The organism is Lysinibacillus sphaericus (assembly GCF_000600105.1).
Taxonomy (GTDB): Bacteria; Bacillota; Bacilli; order Bacillales_A; family Planococcaceae; genus Lysinibacillus; species Lysinibacillus sphaericus.
The window spans coordinates 181,734-194,964 of sequence record NZ_CP006837.1 but is presented as its reverse complement, the minus strand read 5'-3'; the positions used below and the strand labels follow the sequence as shown (position 1 = coordinate 194,964).

The window sequence follows — 13,231 nt, the reverse complement described above, 5'->3', positions numbered from 1 at the left end:
TTTTTATATTTATTGTGTTCTAGGTTGAATTAATACATAATCTAAAGCTGCTGGATCTGTTGAAGCTTTTGCATAGACAATATTTCCATATTTATCTTTCGTGAATAGATAAATTCGTTGATCTTTTTGGAATACGTTTGTTGAATTTGGATCACTACCTGTTTGAATCGCTGTGAAAGTCTTCGCAGAACTTGCATCAGAAGGCGCTGTAATCTTACCTTTACCATAGGAAACAATTGCTCCCCCAGGAATATACGTAAAGTTATTACTATCTGCTTTCGTAATAACATCCATAACATTATCAGGCGTTAGATTATATCCTGAGTTCAATACAGCGTAGTAATACTGCTGATCCCATGTAATATCGGCATTCAGATTCGCAACAACTTCAACTTTCTTAGAAATATTTAAATTACTTGGGAATTGCGTATCTGGTAATAATGTCGCAGAAGTAATTGTATTCTCTTTTGTAGGATATTTATACTCTGCTCGATCCTTACTAAATGTCCAGCCACCTTTATCTTTCGCTGCAGCATTGACACTAATATCAAAGCTTTCTTTTACTTCGGTATTAAACTTGATAATGAGCTTGCGAGATTCCCAATCATTTGTACCCGTAACATCTTTCCAGCTATGTGTGTAAGTTGGTGTAATAGGCGTTGTTGTACCTGGTTGAACTAATTTAAAATCAAATCCTGTATCGACAGCCTCTGAAAATGTTACTTCAAATGTTTTGCCATCAATTCGTTTATAGATTGGATCTTCTACCTTTGGTGGTGTTCCATCTGCAAAGAATGTATATTTCATAACACCCGTACCATTTAAACCAGGCGTTAGCGTTATAAGTTTATTTTGCTTCTCATCAAATGTGTAAACTTTTGATTCTGTCCCTTTTTGCACCATCGTGACATTATTATATCGGTCTTTTACTGCTACATACAGCTCATACTCTTGATGTGGCTCAAGCGTTAAAGAAATCTCATTGGTATCTTTACGCATACTGCTCGTAATTCCCTTAGCCATTACTTCTTCAGGCGTTGTTGGTCCAGGCGTTGGATCGCCAACCTTTCGAAGGACGTAGTAATACGAACCATCCTCATCTGACATAAATTTAAAGGTTGCTTTCCGATCACCTTCCAATATTTTAATTGACGTATTGTCAATAACAGGAGCTGTACGGTCATCAATTACATGTTTTGTTTGAATATCCGAGACATTTCCTGAACGGTCTCGCAACACCATATAGATGGAATAACTCTTAAAAGGATCTAACGGCGGGATTGTATTAGGGAGCGGAACTGTCACCTTTTGTTTCCCTAATTGTGCTGGCTTATTGCCACCACTACCGATAATCGGAATATTTTTGCCCCCTACATTAAATTCTTTTGAATTTAATTGTACAGCTTCGATTAATCGTAGACGGTCATCTCTTGTTAAATTTAAATCGGATTCCATAATTAAATAATGGTAGGTTCCGGCTTTTGTCGCATTAAATTCAACTAGTGTTTGGTCTTTAGCAGCGTTAATAGCAGGTTCTCCGATAATCGTTAAATATGGCCATTCACCATCTTTATGAATATACTCTGCAGTATTGCGCGGAACAGTATTCACTGGTGTATTGTTAATATTTTCGAATTCATTATCAGCAAGGTCTTTTACATTTGGAGATATCGTTACAACCAAGTTATCTCCATTAACGAAACCTGTTAAAGAAGGGATTGTGAACGTTAATCTTTTTTGAGCTTTATTATAAACAACCTTTTCTGGTCGAATTGGCTTTTGTAATCCTTGATTGACAATACCTGTTCCTGTCAGTTCATAGTTTTCAACTTTTTCAGCTGCAATCGGATCTAACTCCTCACTGACCGTTACATAAAATTCATTTTTAATTTCATCTTGTAAAAAGAGCTCTCCACCCACAATATATGGAGGTAGATTGTCTAAAGCACCTGTTTTGAATTCTTTGATTGCTTCTTTTGGAATTGGATCAATTGAATTATTCCCTGAATCATCCTTCATCACTACAAAAAGTTGATAATCTTGTTCAGGGTCTAAACCTGTCAGCAATCCGGAAATTCCTAATTTACCTGCAAGTGCCTTCCCTTTACCTGTTGGGTTAGCTATTACATCTGCAGTTGTCGGATCTGCGGCAGTTGTCTTTTTACGTACATAGTAGAAGTATTCCCCTGGTTCACTCGCTGTAAATGTAAACTCTGCCCGTGTTCCACCATGTAGAGGGGTCACCGTTAGCGATTTTACTGATGGTGGTGATGAATCTTTCATTTGGAACGATTGCGATTTAATATCTGAAGCATTTTTCGCTCCATCTACTACCATGACATAGACAACGTATTCTTTTTTCTCACCTAAATTAGAAATTTTGAACGTATTTTTACCGTTTACAGCTGATGCCGTGCCACTTGCTGCATTATCTGTAGAAATGCGATTCACCATTTCTCGTTTGGTTGGTACTTCTACGCCCTTTTCTCGCACAATATAGTAATACGTGCCTACTTTATCTGACGTAAATTCTACTTGAACATCGCTACCATTCAAGACCGTTAACTTGGTAATATCAATTAACGGTTTTGTTTTATCCGCTGGCTTTTGGTTATCAATATCATCTTTATCGATTGGTTTACCGTCAGGGTCAGTAATATTTCCCACATTATCTTTATCATTTAAGAAGTCATCAAAAATATTATTTGGTCCTTCGTCTTTTGGCAGAATTACTTTATCGATATATGTGTAATCACCAATATCAACCCAACCATATGCATTATCTACATAAAGCGTGCCTACGCGACCATCAATATACAGTTGTAAATCGGTATAGCTATTGTAATTTATCCAATCGATATTGCTATCTCCGTATATTGTAAGGGCTGTTTCTGTATCTAAATTTAACGTACCGATATTACCTTGGATTTCAAACTCACGTACGTTTCCGATAATATCAACACGTGGTAATTTTGTATTTGTTTCAATTTTTGTACCACTTTGCGACACAACAAGTCTTGATACGGTACTATTGTAAAACTCAATGTGCTTTTCGACATTTTTCATTGTCACTTTGTCTTTTGACCAGTTTTCAAAAGGCTTGTTTTTATCTGGATTTTGATTGGAGTCGGTCCAGTTTTGAAGATCGCCTGATGGGTTGCTATTAGAGCTTTCATCTTCTGGCTTATCTGGATTTGACCAGTTAATAAATGAAAAATTATTGCTTGCTACACGGCCAATTGCTAATGGCTTATAGTAGGATACATCTAAATGTAAAGGTGGACGAACTGTTTCATTTACTAACATTGTGCCGGTTAGCGTAACATTATCGAACGCAATATAGTTCCCATTGACAACGATTGTGCCACCAAACGATTTATAGTCACCGTCAAACTGTAACTTTCGAGAGCTCGTCCCGCTTGCATTCAACGTTAACTTTGCAACTGAATAGATAGATTTCCCTGAAATATCTCCCTCAATAAATGCACCCTTTAATACATCTGCATTGTATTCATTGAAAATATGTGAAAGGTTTTCAGGTACTGAATAAGGTTCAGAATTTATGTAAACAGTATCATCTTCAACACCAGTAATCTTATAAGTTGATACATTCCCCTTTTTCTCTTGTGAACGAACAATAAAAGAAGCAATTTGACCTCGAGTTACTGCATTGAACGGAGAAAATGTGACAGGTGTTGTTCCTTCTGTAATCTTTAAATCTACTAATGTTTGAATATAGTAAGCATTGCTTGATTGGCTATTAATATCTTGGAAGCTATGATTAAAATTCGATGCTACCTCGAATTTAAAGCCAAGCACTAAAATTTTGGCTAGTTGCCCGCGTGTAATTACTTCATTTGGCATAAATGAGCCATTTGCATAACCAGACATAATGCCTGCATTTTGCAACGCTGCTACATATTTATAATATTCATTGCTCTTTGGTACGTCTCTAAAATAGGGATCTTCTACATTCTTTAAATCTAACTTTAAAACTGTAGCGAGCATTTTTGCTGCTTGACCACGTGTTACATTTTGATTTGGTCGGAATGTTTTATCTGCAAATCCACTAATTGCACCTTGAGCGTATAATTTTAAAATATTGTCATAGTGACTTGAATATTGGTTAATATCTACAAATGGTGAAGTAGCTGCTGCTACTTTTTGTGGTGGTGGTACAACAACAGCAATCCCGCTAGTAGCAAAAACAGTTGCGATCAGTGCTTTGTTCACTTTTTGGATTTTTGTTTTATCCATCTCACTCTTCCTTTCACATCTAATTGATACGCACAAACTTCATTTTCATCATACCCTTTATATCGACAGGTAGATAGCGAACCTTCATAGTATTTCTAAAATAATGGAAGAAAGTCTTGCCCAAATTAAAAAGCCAAGAAGCATCGGTGCTCTCTTGGCTTTAACAAAATATAGGCATACATCATATCATACTTGTTTTGTCATAAGGGAAAGGGGGATAACCTTAAGTCCTGTCAAGTTTGATCAAGAGATGTGTCCCGAATTTACATATCAATTTCATAATAAGCGTGTGTCACACAAGGATGACTTATACTTAAGCTTACCCAACTATTCGTCACATTAATCAAGTACCCTAAAATAAAAAATGTAAACATCATTTTTATGAAAATTCTATCAGTGATTTACTCACCCGTATCAGCATTTCTACCAGCTTTCACTCCCTTCGCACGTCCTCCACCATCTAAATTCTAAATTTTTTTACTTTTATTGTTATTCTGACATATAATTTTCTGATAAATTAATTTATAATGAAAATTAACATAGTCAATCTAATTGTTCATCTGTTATAATACTGATTAAAATAAATAAAATCTGTATTAATACAGAATGGTATAAAGCTTGCTTTTCACACTATGGGGATAATGAGAAAAGCGCTACCAATGCATGTTAAACGACTGCATTGTAGCCTACACAAAAAGGGGTTGGAAGATTTGGGTATTTTAAAGGGGTTAAAAATTCTCGATTTTTCTGCATTACTACCAGGGCCAATGGCGACAATGATTTTTGCTGACCTAGGTGCGGAGGTTATTCATGTAGAATCCTCCAAACGCGTTGACTTAACGCGTATTATGCCTCCCTATGATGAAGATCATGAGGCATATATTCATCAACACTTGAATCGTTCTAAAAAGTCTCTTACATTAAATTTGAAAGCGCCTGAGGCTATAGATATTGTAAAGACACTCGTACAAGAATATGACGTTATCATTGAAGGTTTTCGACCAGGGGTTATGCAAAGACTTGGTATCGGCTATGAAACGTTAAAAGAAGTGAATCCAAAATTGATTTATTGTGCGATTACAGGCTATGGTCAAACGGGTCCGTATAGCAACCGACCTGGGCATGATAATAATTATTTGGCACTAGCAGGGGTGCTCGATTACTCTCGTCATAAAGACAAAAAGCCCGTTTCTATGGGGATTCAGCTAGCAGATATTGCTGGCGGTACGATGCATGCTGCCATCGGGGTACTTGCTGCTGCACTGCACCGTGAAAAAACTGGAGAAGGTCAGTTTGTGGATATTAGTATGACCGATGCGGTATTTTCTCTTAATGCAATGTATGGCTCTGCCTATATCGGCGGCGGTCGTGTACCGCAACCCGAACAAGAAATTTTAAATGGAGGTAGCTACTATGATTTTTATAAAACAAAGGATGGTCGATTTTTCTCCGTGGGCAGTCTTGAGCCACAGTTTCGTAGGTTGCTCTGTGAAGCACTAGATATTCCTGAACTAATTGATAATACGTTTAATGATTCGTACTATACACAAATTCGCTTTAAAGAGGCTGTGCATGATGCCTTTTTATCGAAAACCTACAACGAATGGCTTGAAGTCTTTAATGAAGATTTTGAAGGTTGTGTCGAGCCAGTGTTAACTTTTCCAGAAGCATGCGAGCATCCACAGTTACAAGCTCGTGGCATGATTGTGGAGATTCCGAAAAACGATGGTACGACGCAAAAACAAATTGCATCTGCTTTTAAATTTGATGGCGTCAATCCAGCTTACAAGCATGTTGGCGCAAAGCTTGGTGAACATAACGAAGAAGTACTGACATCACTTGGCTATAGTGCTGAACAAATCAACGCACTTCAAGAAAAAGGAGTTTTAGAGTAAGTAGTGTCAGGCACGCAAACAATTTAAAAAATTAAAATGAGTGTCCAAGTAAGTCATTGTTTGACTTCAGTGGACACTCTTTTGTCTATTACACATACGCACTAATAAATATCCGTAATTGTTCGAAATGGTCTTCAACAAGTAAATATTTTTTATATACTTCGATTAATTTCTCAAATAGCTCAAATTGTTCCGTAACAAAAAGAATTTTGAGTATATTAATCATATGCAATGAAGAGCTTTGAGCGACTAAATAATACGAGCTATCAGGTTGACGATAATGTTGGCGCCATTCTTCTACAGATAGTCCAATATGTTGTAATGAGTTATTAACATGAAGGGCAATATCTTTTTGCACAGATGCCTCAAGAGCGATTAATTGCTCTTTACTGTAGTCTTGCTGTACCAGTACGGCGTTTATTTTTTTATTGGATGCCAGTACATGTTCTTTTAAGAGCAGTAGCCCCTCTTCGTAACGTTCCATTCTGACATACGTATCTAGCAATACCGCATACAAATTTTCTAAATAATTAAGATGATAATTTTTAATAATGGCCGGCGGTGTTGGCTTTCGATTTGGCAGTAAATCCTTATATTCTAGCAAAATTTCGATTGCGTAGTTATTAAGCCGTTCATCTTCTAATAAATATTCACCATAATGAAGAACATTGTCATAATCTCGCTCTTGATGTGCTATATGCAATAAAATATAGGCAATTAAGACCTTTTCTTTCTCTGTTAATGCATACATAGAATAACGCCAATCAGCCTCAAATGAAGTAATTAAATCTTTAATATGTTGATATTGCCCCTCTGACAAACGATAGTGGGTCACAATTTGATAAAGACGTAACTGTTTTTTCGCTAAACAGGAAGAATTGCATTTATCCACATAAGTTATACACTTATCCAGATTTTTTCTGTAATTATGCACAAAGTTATTCACATGTGTATAAGTAATTGCTGAAGATTGTTCAAAATGTCCCATAATTTCATAAATAAATGTGAATTGTTCTAATGGTTTGTGGATAAGCAGTGAATAAACTTTTTTCATAAACAGCCAATGCCAAAATAAATGATCTTCTTTATAAATCATATGCACAAAATAATCATTTTCAAATTTATATAAATATATCGTTTGTAAGTCATCTTCTGGCAACTGTACCTGCCATCGCTTGCCAAACACAAGCCAGACTAAACGCTCCAAATCCATTGTATGCTGGGCAAAAAGTTGGTCAAAAAAGATTTCCTTCCCTTTTTGAGTGTAAAAAAAGGCATTCAGTCGGTCATTCACATATTTTGTATCCAGGCCCTGCTTAGTGAAAAAAAGTTGTAACGTCGTAGAAACACGTCCCCAATATTTTCGAGCTGTCGAAAATGCAATGTTCATCGCCGCTTCTTCATTCACTAAAAATAATTGTGGTGATAAAGCAGAACCTAATATTTTAGGATCAGCTTGTGCTGTGACCTCAGCCTCTGCCCATTTTGAAAGTAACTTTTCGGCTCCGTTTTCGCCACTTTGTCTATATGTTATGAATAATTGCTCATCACAATCCAACAGCATACAACCAGAGCCCCCCATCAATTTCACGCAACAAAGATCTTCCCCTATCATGGTATAATTCGTTTTTAAATTATTTTTATTCTTTCTTCAATATAACAAATCCTATCCAAGATATGCTAATAAGTTATGAATAAGCACAGACAAAAGAGCTAAAGTGTTCATCAAGACAAACACTTTAGCTCTAATTAGCTATATATACTTACAAAGCTCATTACTTTACATACTAAGGCAAATGAGCGCATCTGACAACTGCTCTTAAGTTGGTAGCCCAGTGCATTGTCTCAGACGGCTCATTGCTGACGCTATTTTATGGCAGCGTCCATTTATTAAATATTTAAAGTGTAAACTGTTTCCAAAATCAGTTCATACTTTACTTCCTAGACAGTAGACGGACAACGAAACAAAATAGTTACACACTTTAATAAAAATTTTTCAAAAAAATTTGTTTACCAAAATTGTGGGTACTTTCTCGTTTGTCGTAAATTATTAATTAGCAAGCCAAAAATGACAATAATCACTGCCCCTATGAATACTGGCATTATTAAATAGCTCCAGCCGTAGCCGCCTAAAATAATGATAATCGGGTTTGCTCCTGCCGGTGGATGTATTACCCCAGCAAGTGCCATACAGAAAATAGTCAAGCCGACTGCAAGGCTAATCGAAATAACGCTCGATCCTAACAATAAATACATCGCCACGCCGATAAAAGCTGAAATCATATGCCCACCTATAATATTTCGAGGTTGTGACAGCGGCGCATTCCATACGACAAATACCAGTACACAGCTCCCCCCAAGTGATGCCATTAACCACGGTGTCCCTGTATAGTTTGTTAAACAAAGTAATACAAAGATACATAGTAAACCACCAGCAGCACCTGTTAACGCATCAGCGAAATTAGTTCTAGAAGGAGCATGTCCACCTCCACTCATCTTAGCTAAATATGCTTTTAAACGATGATTTTTTACATCTTTTTCTTGTAAACGTACGAAATCGGCCATAGTCACCATCCTAGAAATCAACTTTATATGAATTGTCATCGTCTATACATGTAGAAGCTTTTTCTATTATATCAGCTAAAAATAAGATTTCAATTTCAGAACTTCATATTTTTGACAATGCTGAAAAGTTAAAATAGTAAAGCACGAGCCCAATGTATGCATACATTGGGCTCGTGCCGAGGTATTTAAAATATCGTTTTTATGGTAAAAGTTTTCATGTTTACTTGTTTTTAATCATATTGCTTTTTAATCGGTTTGTATATTCGTGCTTTTTTTAGCACCGTCTTCGGAACTTGGAATGTTGCCGTAACGACACCTGGATGGCGGCCGATTTCTATGGAACCCGTAATGGTTGCACGATTCATTACTTCTGGCTCAGTCATTTCAAATAGCTTTGCGGCTCTGCTAATTGCATTAGTTGTCGCATCATTTAATGTTGTACCTGTACCCACTATCGAAACAGGGAACACTTCTTCCACCTGTTTGACCCCAAATTCCTCCGCAAGTTCGCGGGCTCTACGTTTTTCTTCTTTTGAAAAAGGCTTTGCTGTGTATGGAAGATCTTCTTCATTTGGTAATAATATCGGGCCTTCAAGTGCTACTTTTTTCAATACACTTACCTGTAGTTGTACGATTCCTGCGACATCTGTTGTATGTCCAGCAATTTCACCGTCTCCTTGCATGGCATGCATATCACCAATGTACACGCCACCACCTGGTACTTTTACAGGGCAAATAATTGTAGCCCCCTCACGAACACGGCTAATATCCATGTGCCCATCTGTTCGGTGAGTATCCAATTCTGCTTGTGTAAATGCATATTCATGTGGAGCTCCTATTAAAAATGAGCCAAAATCACCAGCATTATGAGAATCTGGCATCGCCTTTGAAGGCGTTGTCCCTAGCTGACCTAAAAATGGTCGCATTCTTGCCATAACGCCGATTAAGTCACTTGGTGCAAGAGCAACGACAGGGTTTTGCACAGAATTTTCAGGCGTGCGCATATAATTTTTTGCATCCAATGCAATACGTCGAGCACCCTCTCGCCCTACGGTTAAACCGATATTCCCCTTTTGGTCTAGTGCCATTGTATAACCATTTGTCATTTTAAATGGCGCAGTTTCAGTATCACAAGTTGAACAGCGTATTGCATGCGGTCCAATACCATCCACTACAGTAGCTGGATGAAGTTTACCACAGCCGGGACATTTTACTGATACGAACGGATCACCGATAAAACGGTCAATTATTGCCTCGTCATGCCCAGATGCCGTCGCAAGTGATGTTACCTGTATAGATTTTATTGTGATAACAATTGCATCGCCTACTTCGGCACCTTCTACAAAGACCGGCTTTGTTACTTCGTGTCCACCACGAATGGTTGGCGTTAACATCGGCCCCCAACACCCTGGTGTCGTATTGGCAATAATTGTGCCACCATTTTTGACAGGACCAAGCATTTTTTGCTGTGGATCTAAAATACCGTCTATGAAATCATTCACAAACAATGTTTCCACAGCTTTAGGCTGCTGAACACTTTCGTCATTTTCTGGTTGATTAGCTTTTTCATGCATTTGTAAATCAGAAATCATGTTTATTCACTCTCCCAATCCAAAAAATTATTTTATGTAGTCTACACAAGGGTAAAAGATAGCTCTCCACCTATACGAGCAGAGAGCCATTATTATTAGTTATTCAAGAACAAATCTACTATGTGAGAAGACTTCATTTAAAGCTTATTGCGTTTACTTGATAGCTACGCATCACTGCGTATACCATTCATTTCGACAGCGAGTTCGATAGTTCCTGCAAATACGAGTAAAACTACTCTAAATTTACAATTATCATGTCGAAGTATGAGCGGTGCTGGTTAACAGCGTAGTTGTTACTTGTTGCTCCATTCATCGTGCTTCGTCTTTGTCTCACTTTCATTTATAATAAGGCTGATAAAGAAGTAATATTTAACAACAAGACCTTTATTTAAACTAAAAATAGAAAGGGTGTAAGCATCCGATGGCAGAACCAACCATATTAATTGTAGAAGATGAAGCTGATTTAGCCAATCTTCTAAAGGTCAGTCTCCTAAAAGAAGGCTATAAACAAATTCATACAGCTGACTCCATTGAAAAAGCTTGGATAAGCTTTCAACAAACAACCCCCGACATTGTGCTCCTTGATGTCATGCTTCCAGACGGTGAAGGCTATGATTTGTGCCGTCGTATTCGTGAAGTTTCGCATATCCCAGTGCTGTTCTTGTCAGCCAAAAATGAAGAAATCGATAAAATATTAGGGCTCGCTATTGGTGGTGACGATTATATTACAAAACCTTTTAGCCCTAAAGAAGTTGCTTATCGTGTAAAGGCTCAGCTACGTCGAGCCGGCTATCAAATACAGGAGACGCCACCTGTTGCAAAGGCGATTCAAGTTGGACCATTCGTGCTCAATAGTGATGAAACAGAAGTACATAAAGATGGTACTTTATTAGAGTTAACGGCTAAGGAGATTGGTTTAATGGCTTGTTTTATGCATAATCCTAACCGTATTTTAAGCAAGGAAACATTATTTGAACGTGTATGGAGCGAGGATTTCTTTGGCTCAGACAATACAGTTATGGTGCACATACGTCGTCTTCGTGAAAAGATTGAAGTGGATCCATCTAAACCGGTTTTTATTACAACTGTTAAAGGGCTTGGCTATAAATTAGTTGTGCCAAAAGAGTTACAACGATGAAATGGCGCTTAACAGCACGCTTTTTACTTTCCATCTTATCGATTGTCATCATCGTTATTTTTGTTAATACTGCCATATTATTTGGACTAATTCTCTATCAGCAATTTAACAAATTTAATGATGCTACCGCAGATACCGAGGAAATTTTTGTACGCGAGTTCCAGCAGTATATTGATGTGAGCAATGGGCTTCCTTCTGTCAGTAAAGAAGGGCTTCAACAATTACACCAACGAAATGCTTGGATTCAATTGCTTGATGTAAATGGCCAAGTGACGGATGCTTATTTTGAACCTCAAGAGGCACTTTCTCATTATGCGCCAATTGATTTAATTCAAGTTTATAAATATAAAGAATTCGATGTTGATACAACAGTTTATGTAGGAAGTAAAGATAACATTAACTATTTAATCGGTATTAAAGGCAGTGGCGTTTCAAGATACGTGGTTCATCTTTCAGGCGCATCTACATTACAACTTATCGGAAAGTATGGCTTGCTTATCATTATTGCGGATTTACTAGTTGCAACGCTTGTTGGTTGGTTATTCGGTCGCACGCTCACTAAGCCCCTTTACGCCATGATTGAACGCATTCAGCATTTGAAAAATCACAAACATTTACCTATAAAAGTGCCAAAAGGTCTGTATCGTCCAGTATTTGAAAATTTAAGTGAAGTATCGAGCGAGTTGGCTGCCCATGAGCAAGAACGCAAGCGTTTAGAGATGATGCGTGAGGAGTGGATTAGTAACGTCTCGCACGATATGAAGACGCCACTTGCATCCATTCGGGGTTATGCAGAGTTATTAAATGATCGGAACTTATCGCCAAGCGATCGAACGGAATATGCACAAATTATTGAAAAGCAGTCTTTGCATATGCAAGAATTACTAGATGATTTAAATTTAACAATGCGACTTAGACATCAGCAACTTCCGCTAACTTTAACGGAAGTGAATATGGTACAGTTTATGCGCGAAATTGTCATTGACACACTCAATACACCTCCCTATGAGCAAGCAAATATCGACTTTGATGCTACAGCAGAGGTTATTCTACATTCTATAGATGAACATTTTATGCGACGGGCTGTAGTGAATTTTTTATACAATGCATTGCTGCATAATCCTCCCGATGTAAACGTACATGTAACGGTTGATACGAACACCATTACTATAGCCGATAATGGTCGGGGCATAAGTGCCGAAGATTTAGCCCATATTTTTGAGCGCTATTACCGTGGAACCAATACTGAGCAAATACAAGGTACTGGACTGGGAACTGCAATTGCACGAGATATTATTGAAGCTCACGGAGGAACCGTAACCATCCTATCTGAAGATCAAAAAGGAACTACAGTAACTATTCAATTATAAACAATCAAAATGTAAAAGGAGCAGCCCCCATTCTTTATGGACTGCTCCTCTTTATTATTTCATTTGAGCCTGCACTTTTGCTGGCATATCATCAAATTGTATTTCATCATAAGATGTCACTTCATTTTCCTTTTTCACGTAAAGCTTTAAATAGGCGTCCAGACGCAGATTTTTTTGTGCAGAAAATTTCAATGTCATCTCTTCTCCGTTTTCTTTAAATGCTGGTAGCTCATACCAATACGTTTGGAGTATTTGTCCATCATCAGCCTTATATTCTTCCAATTCCCCATCTGAGGTAATATGCACATAGTAAGTATCTTTATTTAAACGATTAAAGTCTACGGTCATAAGTACAATTAGACCTGCCACAAACAGAATAAACAGTGCTCCTATACTAATAAACATCTTTTTCAT

8 protein-coding genes are annotated in these 13,231 nt (G+C 37.4%); 3 read left to right on the top strand and 5 right to left on the bottom strand.

The window, feature by feature from the left end; all coding sequences use genetic code 11:
• Window positions 1-9: 9 nt before the first annotated feature.
• Window positions 10-4,257 (bottom strand): S-layer homology domain-containing protein, encoded by a 4,248-nt coding sequence (locus T479_RS00855; RefSeq protein ID WP_025218379.1) that lies wholly within the window; start codon window positions 4,255-4,257, stop codon window positions 10-12.
• A gap of 710 nt (window positions 4,258-4,967) precedes the next feature.
• Here T479_RS00855 and T479_RS00850 point away from each other — a divergent pair.
• Complete coding sequence (locus T479_RS00850; protein WP_024360755.1) at window positions 4,968-6,152, top strand: CaiB/BaiF CoA transferase family protein; 1,185 nt, start codon at window positions 4,968-4,970, stop codon at window positions 6,150-6,152.
• Window positions 6,153-6,240: 88 nt separating this feature from the next.
• On the opposite strand, the gene T479_RS00845 is transcribed toward T479_RS00850, so the two are convergent.
• The 3 genes from T479_RS00845 to T479_RS00835 form a co-directional block, all read right to left on the bottom strand.
• Window positions 6,241-7,716 carry a hypothetical protein gene (locus tag T479_RS00845; RefSeq protein WP_025218378.1) on the bottom strand — a complete coding sequence of 492 codons (1,476 nt, stop codon included), beginning with the start codon at window positions 7,714-7,716 and terminating at the stop codon, window positions 6,241-6,243.
• 446 nt (window positions 7,717-8,162) lie between these two features.
• Entirely contained in the window at window positions 8,163-8,717 is a 555-nt protein-coding gene (locus T479_RS00840) for an HPP family protein (protein ID WP_025218377.1), read from the bottom strand.
• 230 nt (window positions 8,718-8,947) lie between these two features.
• Window positions 8,948-10,291: an acetamidase/formamidase family protein gene (locus T479_RS00835; protein WP_402834685.1), complete on the bottom strand. Its 1,344-nt coding sequence runs from the start codon at window positions 10,289-10,291 to the stop codon at window positions 8,948-8,950.
• Window positions 10,292-10,730: 439 nt separating this feature from the next.
• Here T479_RS00835 and T479_RS00830 point away from each other — a divergent pair, with 439 nt between their 5' ends.
• Window positions 10,731-11,447: a response regulator transcription factor gene (locus T479_RS00830; RefSeq protein WP_025218375.1), complete on the top strand. Its 717-nt coding sequence runs from the start codon at window positions 10,731-10,733 to the stop codon at window positions 11,445-11,447.
• Window positions 11,444-12,817, top strand: a complete 1,374-nt coding sequence (locus T479_RS00825; protein WP_025218374.1) for a sensor histidine kinase — start codon at window positions 11,444-11,446, stop codon at window positions 12,815-12,817. Before T479_RS00830 ends, T479_RS00825 begins: the two co-directional genes overlap by 4 nt.
• A 54-nt stretch (window positions 12,818-12,871) precedes the next feature.
• Here T479_RS00825 and T479_RS00820 read toward each other — a convergent pair whose 3' ends face one another.
• Entirely contained in the window at window positions 12,872-13,231 is a 360-nt protein-coding gene (locus T479_RS00820) for a YxeA family protein (RefSeq protein ID WP_024360761.1), read from the bottom strand.

Bases quoted from the DNA above. Each gene is read 5' to 3' on its own strand.
- T479_RS00820 (WP_024360761.1), bottom strand. From the start codon at position 13,231: ATGAAAAAGATGTTTATTAGTATAGGAGCACTGTTTATTCTGTTTGTG.
- T479_RS00840 (WP_025218377.1), bottom strand. From the start codon at position 8,717: ATGGCCGATTTCGTACGTTTACAAGAAAAAGATGTAAAAAATCATCGT.
- T479_RS00845 (WP_025218378.1), bottom strand. From the start codon at position 7,716: ATGCTGTTGGATTGTGATGAGCAATTATTCATAACATATAGACAAAGT.
- T479_RS00830 (WP_025218375.1), top strand. From the start codon at position 10,731: ATGGCAGAACCAACCATATTAATTGTAGAAGATGAAGCTGATTTAGCC.
- T479_RS00835 (WP_402834685.1), bottom strand. From the start codon at position 10,291: ATGCATGAAAAAGCTAATCAACCAGAAAATGACGAAAGTGTTCAGCAG.
- T479_RS00825 (WP_025218374.1), top strand. From the start codon at position 11,444: ATGAAATGGCGCTTAACAGCACGCTTTTTACTTTCCATCTTATCGATT.
- T479_RS00855 (WP_025218379.1), bottom strand. From the start codon at position 4,257: ATGGATAAAACAAAAATCCAAAAAGTGAACAAAGCACTGATCGCAACT.